Below are 20,329 nucleotides of genomic sequence, written 5' to 3'. Positions count from 1 at the left end.
CTCGTTCCTCCTGAGAGAGGAACTACGGGAGACGCCTTTATGGATGCCGTCATCAAGAAAATAATGCCCCCTTCCGACTATCTGGACAAGCCGGTCACCGACAGGCCGAGCGAAGCCGAGGTCGAGGCCGCCGTGCGCACGCTGTTGCGCTGGACCGGCGACAATCCGGACCGCGAGGGCCTGATCGACACGCCCAAGCGCGTCACCAAGGCCTTTCTCGAAATGTTCAACGGCTATGACATGTGCCCGGCCGAAGAACTCGGCCGCACCTTCGAGGAAGTCGCCGGCTATGACGATCTCGTCATCGTCAGGGACATCCAGTTCCACTCGCATTGCGAGCACCACATGGTGCCGATCATCGGCAAGGCGCATGTCGGCTACCTCCCGGATGGCAAGGTCGTCGGCCTGTCCAAGATCGCGCGCGTCGTCGATATCTTCGCCCATCGCCTGCAGACTCAGGAGGCCATGACCGCACAGATCGCCGGCGTCATCCAGGACGTGCTCAATCCGCGCGGTGTCGCCGTCATGATCGAGGCCGAGCATATGTGCATGGCCATGCGCGGCATCCGCAAGCAGGGCTCCACCACGCTGACCTCGACCTTCACCGGCGTGTTCAAGGACACGCCCGAGGAACAGGTCCGTTTCGTCACCATGGTGCGCGGCCTCGGGGCGTAAGCCCCTCGCCGGCATCGCTAGATCAAGGACCGGCGATGTCGGCACTAACATTTCCCACGGCTCCATCAGACAAGAAGGCTCTCGAAGAAGGCGCGGTGTTTTCCCCGCGCTTCGATGCTGCCGGGCTGGTCACCGTCGTCGTCACCGACGCCGCTGACGGTATGCTGCTGATGGTCGCGCATATGAATGCCGAGGCGCTGGCGCTGACGCTCGAAACCGGCATCGCGCACTACTGGTCGCGCTCGCGCAGCACGCTGTGGAAGAAGGGCGAAACATCAGGCAATTTTCAGACGGTCGTCGAGATGCTCACGGATTGTGACCAGGACGCCATATGGTTGCGCGTCAAAGTGTTGGGCCACGACGCAACTTGTCACACCGGTCGGCGTTCATGTTTTTATCGGACGGTGGGGCTAATCGGCGGCAAGGCAACGCTTGCCGGCGATGGCAGCACGCCGCTGTTCGATGCGGAAAAAACGTATCGGAAGCCCGCGTGAACCATTCAACAGTCGCAAACCACTCATATTCACTATTCTCAAACGTCCTTCCTGTAGAACGGACGCGGGACAAGGGAGATCATGATGCTCGAGTGGGCGTCATTGCGTAGCAGACCGGACGTGCGGGAGGCCAATGGCCCCTCATCGTCCGGCGGCGTGCCTGACCCGCAACCCGCGGGCAAGACAGGCATTTCGCTCGCGCTGGGCGGCGGCTGCGCACGCGGCTGGGCGCACATTGGCGTGCTGCGCGCGCTCGACGAAGCCGGCATCGAAGTCTCAATGATCGCCGGCACCTCGATCGGCGCGCTGGTTGGCGGCTGCTATCTCGCCGGCAAGCTGGACGAACTCGAGGAGTTCGCCCGCAGCCTGACCAAGCGGCGCATCTTCGGCCTGCTCGATCTCAATCTGCGCGGCAGCGGCCTGTTCGGCGGCATGAAACTGGACGTCAGGCTGCGCGAGCACATGGCAGGCATCCGCTTCGAGGATCTGACGAAACCCTTCGTCGCCGTTGGCGCGGAAATCCGCACCGGCCATGAGATCTGGCTGTCCAGCGGTTCGCTGATCACCGCGATGCGGGCTTCCTATGCGCTGCCGGGCGTGTTCGAACCGGTGAATTGCAACGGCCGCATTCTGGTCGACGGCGCGCTGGTCAACCCGGTTCCGGTTTCGGTCTGCCGCGCCTACGAGCAGCCGCTGGTCGTCGCGGTCAACCTTCACTACGATCTGTTCGGCCGCGCCGCCGTCATCAAGCACAGCGCCGGCGAACTGCTCATCGAGAAGGACGCGCCCCGGCCAGGCCAGGCCAGCCCCGACCACCAGCCGCACCAGAGCCGTCTCGGCATCACCGGCGTCATGGTCGAAGCCTTCAACATCATCCAGGACCGGATTTCACGCGCAAGGCTGGCGGGCGATCCGCCCGACATGTCGCTCCAACCGAAACTCAGCCATATCGGCTTGACCGAATTCCACCGCGCGGATGAGGCGATCAGCGTCGGTTACCAGGCGACGATGGCGCAGATCAGCGAGTTGAAGCGGCTGCAGACGGTTCTCGCTTAAACCAGTTCGGCAATGTCAGGCTTTGGCCGCATCGGTGATGCGGAACTGCACCGTGCGGTTGCCGTTCCAATAATTCCCCGACAGCGAGCCGGCTACATGGATCGTGTTGCCCCTGTTCTTGAACAGGAATTCGCCCAGCGCGGTATCGACGGATCGAAAGGCGATGCCCTGGATGCGGCCGCCGCTTTCCGACTGCAGATCAGCCCGGATGTGGTTGGTGCCGACGGCCCGCGCGTCGGCCAGCCGATGGCGCGGCAGCGCGAACACCGGCGCGACATGGCCGGCGCCGAAAGGCCCGGCCTTTTCCAGTGCATCGAGCAAAGCAATCGTCGCGCCCTCGGCGGCGAGCGCGCCGTCGACGGCCAGACTTTCTTCGTCCTGCAGCCGGAACACTTCGGCCGCTGCGCGCTCCTCGAAGAAAGCACGGAGTTCGCCGAGCTTGGCGCGTTCCACCGTGATGCCGGCGGCCATGCCGTGGCCGCCGCCCTTGACGATCAGCCCGGCATCGGCGGCTGCGCGCACCAGCCGTCCGAGATCGAAGCCCGACACCGAACGGCCGGAGCCGGTGCCGATGCCATTGGCGTTGAAGGCGATGGCGAAGGCCGGCCGCCGCGCATGGTCCTTCAGCCGCGAGGCGATCAAGCCGACAATGCCGGGATGCCAATTGGTGCTGGCGGTGACGATGATGGCCGGCCCGTTGCCGCCGGCAAGTTCGGCGTCAGCCTCGGCGCGCGCCGCTGCCAGCATCTCCAGCTCCATCTGCTGGCGTTCCTGGTTGAGCCGGTCGAGTGTCTCGGCAATGGTCCTGGCCTCAACCGGATCGTCGGTGGCGAGCAGCCGGCTGCCAAGTGCTGCATCGCCGATGCGGCCGCCGGCATTGATGCGCGGCCCAATCAGATAGGCGAGATGAAAGGTGCTTATCGGCTCACCAATGCGGGACACCCGCGCCAGTGTGGCGAGCCCCTCATTCTTCTGCTGCCGCGCCATCTGTAGTCCCTTGACGACGAAAGCGCGGTTCACGCCGATGAGCGGCACCACATCGCAAACCGTGGCCAGCGCCGCCAAGTCGAGCAACGACAACAGGTCCGGTGGCGCTGCGTCGGGCAATCGGCTGCGCAGGACCCTCGCCGTCTGCACCAGAGTGAGGAAGACGACACCGGCGGCGCACAGATGGCCTTGCCCGGAAAGGTCGTCCTCGCGATTGGGATTGACGACCGCGGTCGCCTCCGGCAGCGGGCCGCCGACCTGATGGTGGTCGAGCACCACCACATCGGCGCCTGCGGCCTTGGCGGCATCAATGGAGACAGCGCTGTTGGTGCCGCAATCGACGGTGACGATCAGCGTCGCGCCGCGCGAGACCAGTTCGCGCATAGCCTCCGGATTGGGGCCGTAGCCCTCGAAGATGCGGTCGGGAATGTAGATCTCCGAAGGCACCGAGAAATGCGTCAGGAAGCGCTTGAGCAACGCCGAAGAGGCGGCGCCGTCGACATCGTAGTCGCCGAAGATTGCCACCTTCTCCTTGGCCATGACCGCCTCGGCGATGCGGGTCGCAGCCTTGCCCATGTCGGTCAGCGAAGCCGGATCCGGCAACAGATTGCGGATCGTCGGATCGAGGAAGCGCTCGGCCTGGTCCGCGGTGACGCCCCGCCCGGCGAGCACGCGCGCCACAATGTCGGGCACGCCGTGGCCCTGCGCTATGGCGAGCGCAGTCATGTCCTGCCGCTCGCTCAACCGGTGTTCCCAGGAAACACCGGTCGCCGACTGCCTGATATCGAGGAAGAAGCGTTTGTCGCCCGTCATAGGAGGCGTAGTCTACAGATTGTCATTTCCGGCAATATGCGACGGCTAAACAGGAAAGTCTCAACTTTTCCACCTCCTGGTGACGCGCCTTGATCTCGCGGCTCACGCCTCCGCCAGAACCCAATGATGACTGGTGGGTTCGACCTGAAATCTCAATCCGGCTCCAAATCAAAGAGATAGAGCATTATGGCGTCCGAAACCACTTTTCAGCAGCAGCATCAATCGGTTAAAGGAAAAAAATGACTTGGCCTAGCCCGCACGCTCGATGCGGATGACCTGCGGCTTGTCTGTGAGGTGGCCGTCCTTGGTGATGCCGTCGACAGCCTTGCGCACCGCTGCTTCCGTCGTCTCGTGGGTGACCAGGATCACCGTCTTTTGCGCGTCCGTCTCGCCGCTGACGGCATGCTGGACGATCGATTCCAGCGAAATGTCGTTGTCCGCCATGCGCTTGGCGATCGCGGCGAAGACGCCGATGCGGTCGTGCACGGTCAGCCGGATGAAATAGCCGCCGGCATGGCTGCGCATCTGCGCCTTCTTGTAGGGGCGCAGTTCCTTGGCCGGCAGGCCGAACACCGGACCGTGCTGGAAGCCCGGCCGGCTCTTTGCGATGTCGGCAATATCGCCGACCACGGCGGACGCGGTGGCGTTGCCGCCGGCGCCCGGGCCGGAGAGCAGCAGTTCGCCCAAAATGTCGGTTTCGATGGCCACCGCATTGGTAACGCCATGCACCTGTGCGATCACCGACGCGGTCGGCACCATGGTCGGGTGCACGCGCTGCTCGATGCCGCTGTCGGTGCGTTGGGCGACGCCGAGCAATTTTATCCGGTAGCCAAGGTCGCCCGCGGCGCGGATATCGGCCTGGCTGATATTGGAAATGCCTTCCATGTAGATGTCATTGGCGGCGATCCTGGTGCCGAAGGCCAGGCTGGTCAGGATCGACAATTTATGCGCCGTGTCATGGCCCTCGATATCGAAAGTCGGATCGGCTTCGGCGTAGCCCAGCCGTTGCGCGTCCTTCAGGCACTCGTCGAAGGAGATGCCCTCGGCCTCCATGCGGGTCAGGATGTAGTTGCAGGTGCCGTTCAGGATGCCGAAGACGCGGGTGACCGAATTGCCGGCCATCGCCTCGCGCATCGTCTTGATGACCGGGATGCCGCCGGCAACTGCCGCCTCGTAGTTGAGCAGCACGCCCTTCTTCTCGGCGATTTCGGCAAGCGCCACGCCGTGCTTGGCCAACAGCGCCTTGTTGGCGGTGACGACATGACGTCCGGCTTCAAGTGCTGCTTTGACCGACGCGCGCGCTGCCCCTTCGTCGCCGCCGATCAGTTCGACGAAGAGGTCGATATCGGCGGTCTGCGCCATCTTGATCGGATCGTCGAACCATTTGGCGGCGCTGAGGTCGGCGCCACGGTCGCGCTTGGGATCACGCGCGGAAACGGCCGTGACGATGACATCGCGTCCGCACTGGCGCGTCAGTTCCGCTGCCTTGTCGCGCAGCACGCGCGCCACCGAGGCGCCAACCGTACCCAGACCCGCAATTCCAACACGCAACGCTTCAGCCATGCCCGGCGACGCCCCTCAAAGAATCTGCTCGAATAAGATGTGCGGCGACTTTAGCGATGCGCGGCGAGCGGCACCACATTGTTCGGCTGCTTGGCGCTGGACGCCAGGAAACGCTTGATGTTGCGCGCCGCCTGCCGGATCCGGTGCTCGTTCTCGACCAGAGCGATGCGGACGTGATCGTCGCCATGCTCGCCAAAGCCGATGCCCGGCGCCACCGCGACGTCGGCGTGCTCGATCAGGAGCTTGGAAAACTCAAGCGAGCCGAGATGCTTGAACGGCTCCGGGATCGGCGCCCAGGCGAACATCGAGGCAGCCGGTGCCGGAATGGTCCAGCCGGCGCGGCTGAAGGCATCTACCATGACGTCGCGGCGCTTCAAATAGACCTCGCGAACTTCGGCGATGTCGGCGCCGTCGCCATTCAGCGCATGCGCCGCCGCCACCTGGATCGGCGTGAAGGCGCCGTAATCGAGATAGGACTTCACCCGCGTCAACGCCGAGATCAGCCGCTCATTGCCGACGGCGAAGCCCATGCGCCAGCCAGGCATGGAGAAGGTCTTCGACATCGAGGTGAACTCGACGCAGACATCGATGGCGCCCGGCACCTGCAGCACCGAAGGCGGCGGATTGCCGTCGAAATAGATCTCCGAATAGGCAAGGTCCGACAGGATGATGAGGTCGTTCTTCTTGGCGAAGGCGACCACGTCCTTGTAGAAATCGAGCGAGGCGACCAGCGCCGTCGGGTTCGACGGATAGTTGAGGATCAATGCCAGCGGCTTCGGGATCGAATGACGGACACCGCGCTCGAGCGCCGGGATGAAGCCGTCATCCGGCTCGACCTGCAGCGAACGGATGACGCCGCCCGACATGATGAAGCCGAAAGCATGGATCGGATAGGTCGGGTTGGGGCACAGGATCACGTCGCCCGGCGCGGTGATCGCCTGCGCCATATTGGCGAAGCCTTCCTTCGAACCGAGCGTCGCCACCACCTGCGTGTCGGGATTGAGCTTCACGCCGAAGCGGCGCTGATAATAGGCGGCCTGGGCGCGGCGCAGACCTGGGATGCCGCGGGAGGAGGAATAGCGATGCGTGCGCGGATCGCGCACCACTTCGCACAATTTGTCGACGATCGCCTTCGGCGTCGGCAGGTCCGGATTGCCCATGCCAAGGTCGATAATGTCGGCGCCGCGCGAACGGGCGCTGGCCTTCAGCCGGTTGACCTGCTCGAACACGTAGGGCGGAAGCCGGCGGACCTTGTGAAATTCTTCCATGTCAGTTCCAGACGATTTAAGATTGGCTTTAGCACAGTTGGCTTGGCTAGGCGCCTTTGGCAAAGACCGCTTTCGGCGCGCGATATAGCCTTATTTGCAGGTAGGGTCGAGGGCGGGATCGCATTTGGCTTCGATCTGCTTCAGCGTGTCCTTGCCATGGTTCTTCGCCAGCGAGTTCAGCGCCGCCGGGCTGGTGGACGGGGCACCGCCGCCGCCCTTGGCCACTTGCCCCTGCTGTTCGCCCTTCAACTGGGCAAGCTTGGCCTGCGTCTCCTCAGGGGTGAGTTGCCTTGCCGCCACCTGCGGCGGGATGTTGAGATTGGGATAAGAGCCGGTGTCCTGCGCGCCCTGCGTCAGGCCGACATTCATCCCGTTGCCGGTATTGGCGCTCGTGCAGCCACTTGCCGCCAGCAGCCCTGGCGCCAGACAGGCGATTGCAACCGCGACGCGGCAAAAGCGGCCTGCCCCCGAAAAAATGGTCTTGCCGGTGTTAATCGTCATATTGTTTTCCTGGCAGCCGGGGTACAGCGCATTGGACCCGGTCAGATGTCCCATGATAATATGTCAAGAAAACGCCTCGGGAGGAACCCCGCGAGCCATGTCCAAAACACCTGATTCGAGCAAAGCGGAAGATGATCAATCTTCGACCGTCGAGCAATATCTGGTGAAAGACCCGGAACGCTTCGCGTTGAACATGGCGCGCATGGTCGAGCAGGCCGGCAAAGCCGCCTCCGCCTGGGCCGAGCCGCGCGAAAAGGGCGAGGTGCGCGATCATGTCGCCGAACCCGTGGTCGACATGGTAAAAACCCTTTCCAAGCTCAGCGAATATTGGCTGGCCGACCCGCAACGCGCGCTGGAAGCGCAGACGCGACTGTTCGCCGGCTACATGACGGTCTGGGGCAACGCCATCCAGAAGGTTAGCCCGAATGCCGAGGCGCCCGAAGATGCGGTCAAGCCCGAGCGCGGCGACAAGCGTTTTCAAGACCCCGAATGGGGTCGCAACGCTTTCTTCGATTTCCTCAAACAGGCCTATCTCGTCACCTCGCGCTGGGCGGCCGACCTGGTCGAGCACGCCGAAGGCCTCGACGATCACACCCGCCATAAGGCCAGCTTCTACGTCAAGCAGGTGTCCAATGCCATCTCGCCGTCGAACTTCATCCTGACCAATCCGGAGCTGTTTCGAGAAACCGTTGCCTCGAATGGCGAAAACCTGGTGCGCGGCATGAAGATGCTGGCCGAAGACATCGCCGCCGGCAAGGGCGACCTGAAGCTGAGACAAGCTGACTATTCGCCCTTCGAGATCGGCAAGAACGTCGCGACATCCCCCGGCAAGGTGGTCGGGCGCAGCGATGTCGCCGAAATCATCCAGTACGATCCGACGACGGAGACGGTGCTCAAGCGCCCGCTGCTGATCTGCCCGCCCTGGATCAACAAGTTCTACATCCTCGATCTCAACCCGCAAAAGTCCTTCATCCGCTGGGCGATCGAGCAAGGCCATACCGTGTTCGTCATCTCCTGGATCAATCCCGACGAGCGGCACGGCGCCAAGGGCTGGGAAGCTTACATAGGGGAAGGCCTGCAATACGGCCTCGACACGATCGAGAAGGCGACCGGCGAGAAAGAGGTCAACGCCATCGGCTATTGCGTCGGCGGCACGCTGCTGGCGGCCGCACTCGCACTGCTGGCACAGGAAGGCGACAACCGCATCAAATCGGCGACCTTCTTCACCACGCAGGTCGACTTCACCCATGCCGGCGACCTGAAAGTCTTCGTCGACGAGGACCAGGTGGCAGCGGTCGAGAAATCGATGAACGAAAAGGGCTACCTCGACGGCACCAAGATGGCGACCGCTTTCAACATGCTGCGCTCGGGCGACCTGATCTGGCCTTATGTCATCAACAATTACATGCGCGGCAAGGATCCCCTTCCCTTCGACCTGCTCTACTGGAACGCCGATTCCACCCGCATGGCGGCCGCCAACCACTCCTTCTACCTGCGCAACTGTTATCTCGAGAACAATCTGACGCGTGGCGTGATGGAACTCGCCGGCCGCACTTTGTCGCTGGCCGACGTCACCATCCCGGTTTACAACCTGGCGTCGAAGGAAGATCACATCGCGCCGGCCCTTTCCGTGTTTCTCGGCTCGCAATATTTCGGCGGTGACGTCGAGTTTGTGATGGCTGGTTCCGGCCACATTGCCGGTGTCGTCAACCCGCCGGCAGCCAAGAAATACCAGTACTGGACCGGCGGCAAACCGACAGGCGATTTTGACCAGTGGCTCGCCTGCGCGGTGGAGCATCCCGGCTCCTGGTGGACGCATTGGCAGCACTGGATCGAGACCCAGGACGACACCCTCGTTCCGGCCCGCAAACCGGGCAAGCACATGAAAACCCTGGGTGATGCCCCCGGCACCTATGTGAAGGTGCGTGTGTAACGGCCGGCACCTTTTGCAGGTGCCTGTGTGTAACGGAATGTAATGTCTGGTGAGTTGACGAGCCGGCAAAACGGGGCGAAATGGTGTCGTCAACCTTCAAGAAGCCTCAATTGGCCTCCAACGAGCAAATAATTCAGAGGCTTGCAGAATTGACACAAGTCTCGTTTCCGGTTTGGGAACACAAGGCATTGGATGTGAACGTTTCGACGCCGCACCAATAGCATGCCGACCGGACACCGAGGGGGAATTTAGTTTTGAAATCAGTAGGATCGCGTCTCGCGGGGAGAGAAGGTCGCACTATAGCGGCAGCGCTTTTTTCCGTGCTTCTGGCGTCCTGCACCTCCGCCAGCGACCCCACAATGTCCGTCGGCATGCCTGGCTACAACGCGACCGCTTCTGACATCGCCGCGGCTTCCGGCGCCAGCCCTGCGGCGCCGGGCGATTCGACCGTGCAGGTCACATCCACCGGGCCGCAGATGATGATGACGGCAGCGGGCGATGCGACACTGCCCGAGCAGGTCGCCTATGTGCCGGTGGCCAAGCCCGGCACCGGCTTCCCGGTCAATGTTCCCGCCGGCTCCGAAACCATTGTCGGCCAGACGCCGCAGTCGCTGCAGCAGTCAGCACAGACCGCGGCCGCAACGGACGCCGTGGCGCAGAAGATCGCCGCCGCCGATGCCGGCGTGACCGCGCCGAAACCGACTGCCGCGGCACCCGCGCCCGGCGAGGTCTACGTGACCGCCGCGCCCCAGCAGATCGACACGCCGAAGAAGGGCTTCCTGGCCTCACTGTTCAGCACCACGCCAACCTCGGCGGCACCTGCTCCGCTGGTCAACTCGCGCTCGGGCGAACAGCCTGCGGTTGCTGCCCAGAAGGCCGCCCCGGCAAAGCCGATCATCACGTTGGCCTCAGCCAGTTCGGCCGACAAGCCCTTGCAGCTTGCCTCGCTTGGCAACGAGAGCAACCACATCACCGGCAGCGATGCCTTGCCCGGCGTGCGCCAGACGGCGCTGTTCGAGATCAAGCGCAAATCCGGCCTCGACGACGAAAGCGACGTCGACCTGAACGAGGACGAGGGTTCGGGCGGCGCCTATCAGGTGGCTTCCGCCGCCGGCCTCGCCCGGCTGGCGCCCAACGGCCTGTTGAAGCAAAACGAGAGCGTCGACGTCGCCTGCCTGAAGCCGTCGCTGGTGCGTGTGCTGAAGACCATCGAAGGCCATTACGGCCGCAAGATGATGGTCACATCAGGCTACCGCGACCCGGCCCGCAACCGGCGCGCCAACGGCGCCAAGAATTCGCTGCACATGTATTGCGCCGCCGCCGACATCCAGGTTCCCGGCGTCTCCAAATGGGAACTGGCGAGCTACATCCGAACCATGCCCGGCCGCGGTGGCGTCGGCACCTACTGCCATACCGAATCCGTTCACGTCGACGTCGGCCCCGAGCGCGACTGGAATTGGCGCTGCCGCCGGCGGGGGTAGCATCCCCATTCGGCAAACGGGCCGAGGGGCTGTTAGCAGCCCGCCGTTTTTTCCGATTACCTATCAGCGACGTTCGAGATTAGCCGAGGCACCCGCGACTTCGTCATCCTATGGCGAAGCAAGGAGCGCAGCGACGCAGCGCAGACGCGAGGATGACGACTGCGCGGCGCATTCGTCCAAAGATGTGCAACGACGCGAGGCCAGAAAACCTGCGCTTGCTCACCAAACTGGCCGTTTTCGCCCCTCTTGAAAAAAGTTTCTGCATCTGGCGGCTGATGGGTTGCCGGTTGGCAACAACGCAATTATAAGCCGCTTCGTCTGAGCGCGCCCATCGTCTAGCGGTTAGGACACCGCCCTTTCACGGCGGTAACAGGGGTTCGATTCCCCTTGGGCGTACCAGATCTTTCAGGAAAACAGGAAGCCTCGCGGCAGCCGCCGAACTAGCAGCGGCTGGAAGGGTGGCGCGGCGCATCGGTTGAAACGGCGAACAGCGGCTGCCGTGCCGAGGTTTCCCTCGGCGCCTGCTCGCGGCAATCTCCGGCCACTCACCCTTGGTCGTGCGCTACCTGCGGCCAGCGCTGTAACGCCGCGTGGCCACCCTCGGTCAGCGCGTAGACACCGCGCTCGGCCCTGGCGAACCAGCCATAGACATTGTCCAATAGGATGCTGGCCGCGCGCGGCGAAATCGCTTTCAGATCGCGCGGGCGTTTCGGCCCGTCGGTCATGGCTGCGGCGCAGGCCAGCGCATCCTGCCGGTAGGCAGTCATGATCGGGGCTCGCGAGCCACCGCCGACCACCGGATCGCCGCGCCGGCGACGGTGTTCCTCCATCAGCCGCGAGCGCCGCTTTGGATCGCGACGCGGCGGCAGAGCGGCCGGGCTGAGCAGCAATTCGACCTCCCCCTTGCCGCTGACAGCCAGAAGCCCGAAGCCGAGCCGCCGGCACAGCGCGCGAAAACGGCGGTCGTGCTCGCGGCCTTTGCCACGCGCCGACATGCGCGCGGCCAGCCACACTTCGTCGCATGCCGCCGCGCGATCGACACCTTGCAGCACCAGTTCGAGGTTGAACTGCAATTTCAGTTCGCAGATGACCAGCACAGGCGGCTCGCCGTCGCGCACCGCCACGATATCGCAGTGGCCGACTTCGCCCTTCACCGTGAATTCCAGGCTCTCGAGAAACCGCTTCACCGGGATGTAGAGAGACGTTTCCTGCATCGCGCAGGCATAGCCGATTCGGATCGGGTCGGCACAGGGATCGCCGAGAGGCCGACGCCTTGCGCTAAACCGCGTCGATCCCACCATCTGCAAAAGCCATCCGTAAGGCAGGTTCTCCGGCGTGATGGTCCCGCCATAGCGCTCGACGATTTCCTTGGCGATGACCGACGTCACCAGGGCCGAGCGCGACCAGTATTTCATCGCCTGTCTCGCGTTCAACAAGGCGCTCGCCGTGGCTGGGACGGCACGATCGACAGCGCAAGGCCCGAGATCGTCGACGCCAAGACCGGTCCACGGTTGGCCACAGTGAGCGCGTGTCGGTCCTCTGTTCGAAGCTAGAGGCGGGTGCGCGTCCGGCGCTGCCCTGGTGCGGCATCGTCCGCCTTGAAATGCATCTCGTCCTGGACCGCGGCAAAAAACCGGCGGACATCGTTGGCCGCCGAAGCCGCATCGCAGCCGGCCGCGACCGCCTTGTCGAGGAGTTCGCGCGCCGTGGCCTTCCAGAACGACGTGGCCGTGTCGCCGTGCAGTCTGCCCAGCCTTGCGGCGACCTCGCGCACCAGCACGGTCTGCCGGTCTAGCGGGAAGGTACGCACATTGGCTGAAGACATGTTCTGCACCATGAAACCGACGCAACGAATCAGACGCTGCTCTATGGCTCATGCCTAGCTGTGAAGTCGGAAACGGAACCTTAACGCCGCGGAGTCCGCGCCGATTGGAACGAGTCGGTTGGCCGGCCTCCAGGCCAAGCAGAACTCTAGACCCTCAGGCCCCTCGCCTCGCCGGCGCGCTTGGCCGTAACCATCATGTCCCTGGCCAGCAGGCCACTGACCCGGCAAAACGCCATGAAGGCGCGCCATGCGTCCTCAGTCCTGACCACATCCACCGTGGCCCCGAAACAGGCATTGAACGCCGCTTCATAGACCTTGCCCTGTCGCTTCTTTGGCCAGTCATGCAGGATATCCAGCGCCTGTTCGACGCTGTATATTTCCTCTACCGGCAGCCCGTGCGCGGGCGCGATGCGCACCGGCACCTCGAATTGCAATCTGTCCATTCTATATCTCCCGAACTGGCGTCGACCACAGCAACGCCGTTCGTCGTCAAAAGTTGCTTTGGCTGCTTTTGCGCGAAAATGTGTTGTCAGTGCGATCTCGGCATTCGGAGGAGATCGCGCACCTGGATGTCATCTGAGCGGCCGCGCAAGCCAGGAATATCGCCAGTATCAGTCCATTGCCGGCAGTTCTTCCTTGAACCTTGCGGCTTGCAGTGCCAAATCTGAGGAAATTTTCTAACGGGCTGGTATGCGCCGCCCGCTTACAGGCAAACGGACACTATGGTCACCTATCTCGACGCCGCCACGGCACCCCTCAGGAATACCGGCCAGATCCGCCTCTATGGCGAAGAAGGATTTGCCGGCATGCGCAAGGCCTGCGATCTCACCGCGCGCTGCCTTGATGAACTGGTGCCGATGGTCCAGCCGGGTGTCACCACCGAGACCATCGACCGTTTCGTCTTCGAATTCGGCATGGACCAAGGCGCGCTACCGGCGACGCTCAACTACCGCGGCTACACCAAATCGTCCTGCACCTCGATCAACCACGTCGTCTGCCACGGCATTCCAGACAGCAAGCCGTTGAAGGATGGCGACATCGTCAACATCGACGTCACCTACATCCTCGACGGCTGGCACGGCGATTCCTCGCGCATGTATCCCGTCGGCACCATCAAGCGCGCCGCCGAACGCCTGCTTGAAGTCACTCATGAGTGCCTGATGCGCGGAATCGCGGCGGTCCGGCCCGGCGCCCGCACCGGCGCCATCGGCGCCGCCATCCAGACCTATGCCGAGGCAGAGCGCTGCTCGGTGGTGCGCGATTTCTGCGGCCACGGCGTTGGCCAGTTGTTCCACGACGCACCCAACATCCTGCACTATGGCACCGCCTCGGAAGGCGTCGAGATGCGGCCGGGCATGATCTTCACCATCGAGCCCATGATCAATCTTGGCCGGCCGCATGTGAAAGTGCTGTCGGACGGCTGGACGGCGGTGACGCGCGACCGCTCGCTGTCGGCGCAGTACGAACACACGATAGGCGTCACCGAAACTGGCTGCGAGATTTTCACCCTGTCGCCAAACAAGCTCGACCGCCCCGGCCTGCCGGCGGTCAGCTGAAAACAAGATCGCCTCAAGCCGCGGCTTTGAGGCGCCGTCGCCGAAAAAACTCGACCGCGCGCTGCTTACCGCTCTAATCTGCCGTCGAAGCCTTCGGGGAGTGTGTGGGGTCGATGGGGAAGAGTGGCGACGACGAACGGGGGTTCTTCTCCGAGCGGTGGCTTGAACCACCGGCGAAGAACAAGGCACCAAGAGACAAATCGACGGAGAAGCCACACTATCACGGCCATCGCGACCGTTTGCGCGAGCGCTTCGTTGCCGGCGACGCAGACGTCCTGCCCGACTACGAACTTCTCGAACTGCTGCTGTTTCGCCTGATCCCGCGCGTCGACACCAAGCCGATCGCCAAGGCGCTCTTGGCGCGCTTCGGCACTTTTGGCGAAGTGCTTGGCGCACCGGTGGCGCTGCTGCAGGAGGTGAAGGGCATCGGCCCCGCCGTGGCGGTCGACCTGAAGGTGATTGCCGCTGCCGCGCAGCGCATGGCGCGGACCGAGGTTCGCGACCGCGAGGTGCTGTCCAACTGGACGCAGCTTCTTGCGTACTGCCGCTCGGCGATGGCGTTCGAGAACCGCGAACATTTCCGCATCCTGTTCCTCGACAAGAAGAACGTGCTGATCGCCGACGAGGTACAGCAGGTCGGCACCGTGGACCACACGCCGGTCTATCCGCGCGAAGTGATCAAGCGCGCGCTCGAACTGTCGGCCAGCGCCGTCATCCTGGTGCATAATCACCCATCAGGTGATCCGACACCATCGCGTGCGGACATCGAAATGACCAAGCAGATCATCGACAGCGCCAAGCCGCTCGGCATCGCCGTCCACGACCACATCATCATCGGCAAGAAAGGCAACGCCTCGATGAAGGGCCTGCTGCTGATCTGAGCCTGATGGGCGCCGGTGCCGTCATCCCAAACGCCACCGCTCGCGAGCCAATCAGCAACATTCCGGCTTGGCTCAAACGCCCACGCTTGCGGTGTAGAAGTGATATTGCGACGGAAGCGCCCGCTTCGGCGACAATGTCGTAGACTCGCGAATACGAAGCAGCCAGTTCCCGTCAGCCATTGCAGGAGATCTATTCAATGACGCTCGAATGCATAAATCCAAATGATCTGCCGATTCCGGAAATGTACTCCCAGGTCGTCGTTGCGACAGGAAGCAAGCTGGTGTTCGTCTCGGGCCAGCAGCCAGAAGACATACACGGCAAGCTCGTTGGCCATGGTGATTTCGCAGTCCAGGCGCGCCTGGCGTTCGGGAATCTCGGCCGAGCGCTTGCTGCCGCCGGCGCTCGGCCCGAGCAAGTCTGCAAGATCACGATCTACATCGTCGATTACAAACGCGACGAACACGTGCCGATCATCGAAGCGGCCCAGATCGAGCTGTTCGGCGATCACAAGCCAGCAAACGTGGTGGTCGGGATAGCGGTGATGTCTCCCGGCTACCTGATAGAGATCGATGCGATCGCGGTCATCGACCCGTAGGCCAAGCGAGGACGCGTCAAGTCGCCCAAACCAATCCCGGAGCTCGCTGCGAGATTGCCACGACCTTGATCTCTCCATCCATCCACGATCACATCGTCATCGGCAGGAATTGCGATGTCTCGATGAAGAGCCTGCTGCTCACCTGATCAACGTCGGAAACAGGAAACACGCAATGCCCAGCCCGGCGACGAACCATGGCCGTTCGACAAGCAACGCGCAGCCCTCCTGGTCATCGACATGCAAAGCGACTTTGTCGATGAGGGCGCCGTCATGGAAGTGGCCATGGCCCGCCATCGCATTCCGGCGATGCGGCAGGTGGTCGAGCTTTGCCGCGCGCAAGGCGTCCCGGTTATCTACACCCAGCATGTGCTCAGCGACCATTTCGATATCTCGCCGCTGGAAACCGGCTATCAGCCGAAGCTGAAAACCAAAGGCATGCGGGAAGGCAGCGCCGGCGCCGAAATCGTCGCCGCGCTTGCGCCCTTGCCTGGGGATGTCGTCATCAAGAAGCACCGCTACGATGCCTTCCACAACACGCAGCTCGAGACCGTGTTGCGCAACATCCGTGGCGCAGGCCGGGTCGACACGGTGATCATCATCGGCACCGTGACCAGCATCTGCTGCGAATCCACCGCGCGGAGCGCCTTCATGCGCGACTACAAGGTGGCTTTCATCAGCGACGCCAATGGCGGACTGGACGAGGCATCGCACAATGCAACCCTCGACATCATAGGCAAGGTGTTCGGGCGCGTGATGACGGTTGCCGAGCTTGGGAACCTGTTGCGGAGTTGAGCCCCAGCGTCAGCTGGCGTGCGTCTCAAGCTCCGGCGCCGAGCCTGCCCTCAAGAAGGTCGCGCCGCTGCTGCAATTCGCCGGAGACGAATTTGGTGAAGGCGTGGACGCGCGCCGTGCGGCGCAAATCGTCGTGCACCAGCACCCACAGCGCCGAGCCGATCTCCTCGATCAGCCCTCCGACCCTTACAAGCCCGGGCAGGCTGTCGCCGAGATAACAGGGCAGCGCCGCAACCCCGATTCCGGCGCCCGCCGCATGCGACATCGTCACCAGGGAATCGGCGCGCATGGCGATCTCGACATCGGGCAGCGACGACCGCATCCAGCGGGCGACGCCGGTGTTGGCCAGGCTGTCGTCGGGCGCGATCCAGCGCAGCGCACCCAGTCTCGGCTCCGGGGGTAGCGTTTCGGCATAGGAACGTGTCGCGTAGGCGGCGAAGGCGACGCCCGAAATGCGCCGGCCGACCAGGATTTCCTGCGGTTGCGATACCGGCCTGATCGCCACGTCTGCATCCCTTTGCGTCAGGTTGGCGATGGAATTCTGCGTCATCGCCTCGACCCGTATGCCGGGATGGAGCTTATGAAACGCCGCCAGGATCGGCGGCAGCACCGATGCCATCAGCGTATCGGTGGTGGTGACCCGCAACCTGCCTTCGAACCTGAGATCCTGCCCCGACAGTTTGCGCGCCAGTTCATTGACCGTCTCGGCCATTGTGCGTGCCGCGCCCAGCAGTTCCTCGCCGCCCGCGGTGAGGGCATAGCCAGTCGGCAGCCGATCGAAAAGGCGGATACCCAGCCGCGCCTCGAAGGCGTTGACGCGCCGCAGCACAGTCGTGTGGTTCACGCCCAGGATCCGAGCCGCCGCCGCCAGCGAAGCGCCATCGGCGACGGCCAGCACCATGCGCAGATCTTCCCAGTCGATATCGCGTGAGCTGTGCATTCTTGCAGAAAGATAAAAGAAAGCGCTGCGCTCTGCGAGTCAAAATGACGCTTCGCTGTGCAAAAACGCAGAGCAAGCGGGCGAATCGGCATGTCGATCTGCGCATGCACGCACGCCATATGGAGTCCGACGACAAAAGTCGCGGAGAAGAGCCATGACGCCGATAGAACTCTACACCTGCCAGACACCCAACGGGCACAAGGCCTCGATCATGCTGGAAGAGGTCGGCCTGCCCTACTCGGTCCGCTTGGTCGACATCGAAAGGGGCGACCAGACCAAGCCTGATTTCCTGGCGCTCAATCCCAACAACAAGATCCCGGTGATCGTCGACCGGGACGCCGGCCGCACGGTCTTCGAATCCGGCGCCATCCTACACTACCTGGCGCGACGGTCGGGCAAGCTTCAGCCGGTGGGCGCGCAGGAAGCGGACGATACGCTGACCTGGACCTTGTTCCAGGCGGCCCATGTCGGCCCGACGCTTGGCCAATTGTGGAATTACAAAATTTTCGCGCCGGAAAAAATCCCTTACGTGATCGAGCGTTTTGAGCGCGAAACCGGACGTGTCTTCCGAGTTCTCGATAGCCGGCTAAAGCACCATGAGCACATTGTCGGCAAAAGCTACGGCATCGCCGATGTGATGACATGGCCATGGATCAACGCGGCCGTCACCAGGCTCGGCCTCAGCCTCGATGACGCGCCAGACCTGGCGCGTTGGTATGCCGCCATAGGCCGACGCTCCGCAGTTGTCAGAGGCATTGCCGTTCCCGCCCTGCCCGAAGCATCGGCTGCCGCTTAGATCATGATGAGATTTGGTTGAAATCTCATCATGACCTAACCCTTTGTTGGAGCATGATCTTTTCCAAAAACCGGCACCCACTTTTTGGGATCATGCCCTAGCCGCCGCACCCCGCATTCAAGGAATACGATCGTGGAAATCCTCTTCGTCCCTCTGGCGCTTGTCGCCGGTGGCCTGCTTGCGGTGCAAGCCGGCGCCAATGCCCAACTTTCAAAGGCGGTCGGCTCACCCTTTGCCGCGACCACGCTTCAGCTCGCGGTCGGCGCCATCGTGCTGTTGTCGATCACGGCCCTCACCGGAACGACACCGGCTCTGCTTGCCGTTCGGCAAGCCGAATGGTGGCATGCGATCGGCGGCATGGCTTCGGCCTTCTACGTTGTTTCGACCATTCTTCTGTTCCCTCGCCTTGGCGCCGTCGTGTCCGTCGGGCTCTTCATCGCTGGGCAGATGCTTGCATCCTTCGCCCTCGACACGTTCGGCTGGCTCGGGATCCCCGAAGCCGGACTGCGAGCCGGGCCTGCCTTCGGCATGCTCGTCTTGCTTGCCGGGGCTGCCCTCATCGTTCTGGGACAGAAGGGCGCGGCCGACAATACCGCATCCTCAAGACCAGGGTGGATCGGACTGGCGCTGCTGGCAGGCGCCGTGCTTCCGGTGCAAGGCGCTGTAAACGCCTTGCTTCGGCACGACCTTGGCGGCGCGCCGTTTGCGGTCGGCACCATCTCGTTCCTGGTGGCGATGCTGGCCATGGCCGCGGTGCTTCTGATCGCGCTTGCCCTGACGAAGACGCCCCGCCCTCGCCTCGCCGGCTTGTCGTCGATGCCCTGGTGGGGCTGGCTCGGAGGTTTTGCCGGCGCCACCTATGTCACGACCGTGTTCACCGCCATCCCCGTCATCGGAGCGGCAGCTGCCGTCAGCCTGACGGTGGCCGGCCAGCAGGTCGCCGGCATCTTCGTCGACACCTTCGGCTGGTTCCGCCTGCCGCAGCGGCTTGTCTCCGGCATGCGGCTCGCCGGCGTCGTGCTGCTTTTGGCCGGCTGCATCATCATCAAGGCGCTTTGATCCCGCTGGAACAAGGCAAGCCGAATCAAACCAGCCCCTGCCCTCCCTGATTTGGGGGGTCAGGTGTCGCTCCGGCGTCACCAACGAAGCAAGGTCCGGGCGCCGCAGAAGCAATTTTTCGCTCCTTCCACAACCGGCTCTAGAATTTCGATCGCAAATCACGCATGATGCACTTGGTATTTTCCCGGGACGGCTTCGCGCCCCCTGAAATACCTGGAGGAACGGGACATGCCCATAGTGGTTGTACTCGTTTTGATCGTCGTGGGCTCGGTGTTGTTCCACTTCCTGAGCCCATGGTGGTGGACTCCGATTGCCTCGAATTGGGACTATATCGACAACACCATCATCATCACCTTTTGGATTACCGGCGTCGTCTTCGCCGCAGTCGTCCTATTCATGGCCTATTGCGTTTTCCGCTTCCGTCACCGCGAAGGCAACCAGGCGGCCTACGAACCGGAGAACAAGCGGCTCGAATGGTGGCTGACGATCGTCACCGGAGTGGGTGTTACCGCCATGCTGGTTCCCGGCCTGTTTGTCTGGAGCCGGTTCGTCAACGTTCCAAGCGACGCAACCGTGGTCGAAGTCGTCGGCCAGCAATGGCAGTGGAGCTTCCGCTTGCCCGGCAAGGACGGCAAACTCGGCACATCCGACACCCGCGACGTCACCGCTGAAAATCCGCTGGGCGTGATCGCCAAGGATCCCAGCGGCCAGGACGACGTCGTGGTCGAAGCGGCCGACCTGCATCTGCCGGTCGGCAAGCCGGTCAAGATGCTGCTGCGCTCGATCGATGTGTTGCACGATTTCTACGTTCCGGAATTCCGCGCCAAGATGGACATGATACCGGGCTCGGTCACCTATTTCTGGTTCACCCCCACCAAGACCGGGACCTTCCAGGTTCTGTGCGCCGAACTGTGCGGCCAGGGGCACCCGATGATGCATGGCATCGTCATGGTCGATACCGAGCAGGACTATGTGGCCTGGCTCGACCAGCAGCAGACGTTCGCGCAGTTGTCGGCGCCGCAGCAGACGGGCTCGGTGGAACAGGCGCCGGGCAACGCGACGGCGTCAGCTCTAGAAGTTGCGGCAAAACTCGAAACTGTCGGGTCCCGCTGA

At 63.1% G+C, this 20,329-nt stretch carries 20 protein-coding genes and 1 tRNA gene; 13 read left to right on the top strand and 8 right to left on the bottom strand.

Annotation, left to right across the window (positions count from 1 at the left end; genetic code table 11):
- The first annotated feature begins 39 nt into the window (after positions 1–39).
- The 3 genes from folE to X728_RS162125 all read left to right on the top strand — a co-directional run bounded on the left by folE (position 40) and on the right by X728_RS162125 (position 2,225).
- Positions 40–675 carry a GTP cyclohydrolase I FolE gene (folE, locus tag X728_RS162115; RefSeq protein ID WP_023667622.1) on the top strand — a complete coding sequence of 212 codons (636 nt, stop codon included), beginning with the start codon at positions 40–42 and terminating at the stop codon, positions 673–675.
- 35 nt (positions 676–710) lie between these two features.
- Entirely contained in the window at positions 711–1,169 is a 459-nt protein-coding gene (gene hisI, locus X728_RS162120) for a phosphoribosyl-AMP cyclohydrolase (protein WP_023729882.1), read from the top strand.
- A gap of 84 nt (positions 1,170–1,253) precedes the next feature.
- A complete protein-coding gene (locus X728_RS162125; protein ID WP_023667624.1) occupies positions 1,254–2,225 on the top strand; it encodes a patatin family protein in 972 nt (323 codons plus the stop codon).
- A 15-nt stretch (positions 2,226–2,240) separates the two neighbouring features.
- Here the strand turns inward: X728_RS162125 and recJ are convergent, their stop codons facing one another.
- From recJ to X728_RS162145, 4 genes are all read right to left on the bottom strand, one after another.
- Complete coding sequence (gene recJ, locus X728_RS162130; RefSeq protein WP_023830629.1) at positions 2,241–4,025, bottom strand: single-stranded-DNA-specific exonuclease RecJ; 1,785 nt, start codon at positions 4,023–4,025, stop codon at positions 2,241–2,243.
- 249 nt (positions 4,026–4,274) lie between these two features.
- On the bottom strand, positions 4,275–5,588 hold the full coding sequence (locus X728_RS162135; RefSeq protein WP_023830628.1) for a homoserine dehydrogenase: 1,314 nt from the start codon (positions 5,586–5,588) through the stop codon (positions 4,275–4,277).
- A 50-nt stretch (positions 5,589–5,638) separates the two neighbouring features.
- A complete protein-coding gene (locus X728_RS162140; protein WP_023830627.1) occupies positions 5,639–6,856 on the bottom strand; it encodes an LL-diaminopimelate aminotransferase in 1,218 nt (405 codons plus the stop codon).
- A gap of 90 nt (positions 6,857–6,946) precedes the next feature.
- The gene (locus X728_RS162145) at positions 6,947–7,357 is read right to left on the bottom strand and encodes a hypothetical protein (protein ID WP_023691128.1); all 411 of its coding nucleotides are present in this window, start codon (positions 7,355–7,357) and stop codon (positions 6,947–6,949) included.
- Between the two features lie 97 nt (positions 7,358–7,454).
- Here X728_RS162145 and phaC point away from each other — a divergent pair, with 97 nt between their 5' ends.
- From phaC to X728_RS162160, 3 genes are all read left to right on the top strand, one after another.
- Positions 7,455–9,290, top strand: a complete 1,836-nt coding sequence (gene phaC / locus X728_RS162150; RefSeq protein WP_023830626.1) for a class I poly(R)-hydroxyalkanoic acid synthase — start codon at positions 7,455–7,457, stop codon at positions 9,288–9,290.
- 359 nt (positions 9,291–9,649) lie between these two features.
- Positions 9,650–10,771, top strand: a complete 1,122-nt coding sequence (locus X728_RS162155) for a YcbK family protein (RefSeq protein WP_023691126.1) — start codon at positions 9,650–9,652, stop codon at positions 10,769–10,771.
- Positions 10,772–11,095: 324 nt separating this feature from the next.
- Positions 11,096–11,170, top strand: a tRNA-Glu gene (locus tag X728_RS162160).
- Positions 11,171–11,316: 146 nt separating this feature from the next.
- Here X728_RS162160 and X728_RS162165 read toward each other — a convergent pair.
- From X728_RS162165 to X728_RS162175, 3 genes are all read right to left on the bottom strand, one after another.
- Entirely contained in the window at positions 11,317–11,985 is a 669-nt protein-coding gene (locus tag X728_RS162165; protein WP_023688243.1) for a DUF2161 family putative PD-(D/E)XK-type phosphodiesterase, read from the bottom strand.
- A gap of 335 nt (positions 11,986–12,320) precedes the next feature.
- A complete protein-coding gene (locus X728_RS162170; protein ID WP_023691124.1) occupies positions 12,321–12,596 on the bottom strand; it encodes a DUF6074 family protein in 276 nt (91 codons plus the stop codon).
- A 146-nt stretch (positions 12,597–12,742) separates the two neighbouring features.
- Positions 12,743–13,039, bottom strand: a complete 297-nt coding sequence (locus tag X728_RS162175; protein ID WP_023830625.1) for a DUF982 domain-containing protein — start codon at positions 13,037–13,039, stop codon at positions 12,743–12,745.
- A 279-nt stretch (positions 13,040–13,318) separates the two neighbouring features.
- On the opposite strand from X728_RS162175, the gene map reads away from it, so the two are divergent.
- The 4 genes from map to X728_RS0134055 all read left to right on the top strand — a co-directional run bounded on the left by map (position 13,319) and on the right by X728_RS0134055 (position 16,421).
- Positions 13,319–14,152 carry a type I methionyl aminopeptidase gene (map, locus tag X728_RS162180; RefSeq protein WP_023821427.1) on the top strand — a complete coding sequence of 278 codons (834 nt, stop codon included), beginning with the start codon at positions 13,319–13,321 and terminating at the stop codon, positions 14,150–14,152.
- 113 nt (positions 14,153–14,265) lie between these two features.
- Positions 14,266–15,033 carry a DNA repair protein RadC gene (gene radC / locus X728_RS162185; RefSeq protein WP_023815396.1) on the top strand — a complete coding sequence of 256 codons (768 nt, stop codon included), beginning with the start codon at positions 14,266–14,268 and terminating at the stop codon, positions 15,031–15,033.
- A 197-nt stretch (positions 15,034–15,230) separates the two neighbouring features.
- A complete protein-coding gene (locus X728_RS162190; protein ID WP_023681625.1) occupies positions 15,231–15,629 on the top strand; it encodes a RidA family protein in 399 nt (132 codons plus the stop codon).
- Positions 15,630–15,854: 225 nt separating this feature from the next.
- A complete protein-coding gene (locus X728_RS0134055) occupies positions 15,855–16,421 on the top strand; it encodes an isochorismatase family cysteine hydrolase (RefSeq protein WP_348625623.1) in 567 nt (188 codons plus the stop codon).
- Positions 16,422–16,446: 25 nt separating this feature from the next.
- Here the strand turns inward: X728_RS0134055 and X728_RS162195 are convergent, their stop codons facing one another.
- Positions 16,447–17,361, bottom strand: a complete 915-nt coding sequence (locus X728_RS162195; RefSeq protein ID WP_023667658.1) for a LysR family transcriptional regulator — start codon at positions 17,359–17,361, stop codon at positions 16,447–16,449.
- Positions 17,362–17,515: 154 nt separating this feature from the next.
- On the opposite strand from X728_RS162195, the gene X728_RS162200 reads away from it, so the two are divergent.
- From X728_RS162200 to X728_RS162210, 3 genes are all read left to right on the top strand, one after another.
- Positions 17,516–18,157: a glutathione S-transferase N-terminal domain-containing protein gene (locus X728_RS162200; RefSeq protein ID WP_031194779.1), complete on the top strand. Its 642-nt coding sequence runs from the start codon at positions 17,516–17,518 to the stop codon at positions 18,155–18,157.
- A 132-nt stretch (positions 18,158–18,289) separates the two neighbouring features.
- Positions 18,290–19,216, top strand: coding sequence for a DMT family transporter (locus X728_RS162205; RefSeq protein WP_023667660.1), 927 nt, complete (start codon positions 18,290–18,292; stop codon positions 19,214–19,216).
- Positions 19,217–19,444: 228 nt separating this feature from the next.
- Positions 19,445–20,329 (top strand): cytochrome c oxidase subunit II, encoded by an 885-nt coding sequence (locus X728_RS162210; RefSeq protein ID WP_023667661.1) that lies wholly within the window; start codon positions 19,445–19,447, stop codon positions 20,327–20,329.

Origin of the sequence: Mesorhizobium sp. L103C119B0 (assembly GCF_000502235.1) — a bacterium.
Taxonomy (GTDB): domain Bacteria; phylum Pseudomonadota; class Alphaproteobacteria; order Rhizobiales; family Rhizobiaceae; genus Mesorhizobium.
The sequence above is the reverse complement of the archived record's forward strand: the minus strand, read 5'-3'. Positions and strand labels throughout refer to the sequence as shown.

Bases quoted from the DNA above. Each gene is read 5' to 3' on its own strand.
- folE (WP_023667622.1), top strand. From the start codon at position 40: ATGGATGCCGTCATCAAGAAAATAATGCCCCCTTCCGACTATCTGGAC.
- hisI (WP_023729882.1), top strand. From the start codon at position 711: ATGTCGGCACTAACATTTCCCACGGCTCCATCAGACAAGAAGGCTCTC.
- X728_RS162125 (WP_023667624.1), top strand. From the start codon at position 1,254: ATGCTCGAGTGGGCGTCATTGCGTAGCAGACCGGACGTGCGGGAGGCC.
- recJ (WP_023830629.1), bottom strand. From the start codon at position 4,025: ATGACGGGCGACAAACGCTTCTTCCTCGATATCAGGCAGTCGGCGACC.
- X728_RS162135 (WP_023830628.1), bottom strand. From the start codon at position 5,588: ATGGCTGAAGCGTTGCGTGTTGGAATTGCGGGTCTGGGTACGGTTGGC.
- X728_RS162140 (WP_023830627.1), bottom strand. From the start codon at position 6,856: ATGGAAGAATTTCACAAGGTCCGCCGGCTTCCGCCCTACGTGTTCGAG.
- X728_RS162145 (WP_023691128.1), bottom strand. From the start codon at position 7,357: ATGACGATTAACACCGGCAAGACCATTTTTTCGGGGGCAGGCCGCTTT.
- phaC (WP_023830626.1), top strand. From the start codon at position 7,455: ATGTCCAAAACACCTGATTCGAGCAAAGCGGAAGATGATCAATCTTCG.
- X728_RS162155 (WP_023691126.1), top strand. From the start codon at position 9,650: ATGTCCGTCGGCATGCCTGGCTACAACGCGACCGCTTCTGACATCGCC.
- X728_RS162165 (WP_023688243.1), bottom strand. From the start codon at position 11,985: ATGCAGGAAACGTCTCTCTACATCCCGGTGAAGCGGTTTCTCGAGAGC.
- X728_RS162170 (WP_023691124.1), bottom strand. From the start codon at position 12,596: ATGTCTTCAGCCAATGTGCGTACCTTCCCGCTAGACCGGCAGACCGTG.
- X728_RS162175 (WP_023830625.1), bottom strand. From the start codon at position 13,039: ATGGACAGATTGCAATTCGAGGTGCCGGTGCGCATCGCGCCCGCGCAC.
- map (WP_023821427.1), top strand. From the start codon at position 13,319: ATGGTCACCTATCTCGACGCCGCCACGGCACCCCTCAGGAATACCGGC.
- radC (WP_023815396.1), top strand. From the start codon at position 14,266: ATGGGGAAGAGTGGCGACGACGAACGGGGGTTCTTCTCCGAGCGGTGG.
- X728_RS162190 (WP_023681625.1), top strand. From the start codon at position 15,231: ATGACGCTCGAATGCATAAATCCAAATGATCTGCCGATTCCGGAAATG.
- X728_RS162195 (WP_023667658.1), bottom strand. From the start codon at position 17,361: ATGCACAGCTCACGCGATATCGACTGGGAAGATCTGCGCATGGTGCTG.
- X728_RS162200 (WP_031194779.1), top strand. From the start codon at position 17,516: ATGACGCCGATAGAACTCTACACCTGCCAGACACCCAACGGGCACAAG.
- X728_RS162210 (WP_023667661.1), top strand. From the start codon at position 19,445: ATGCCCATAGTGGTTGTACTCGTTTTGATCGTCGTGGGCTCGGTGTTG.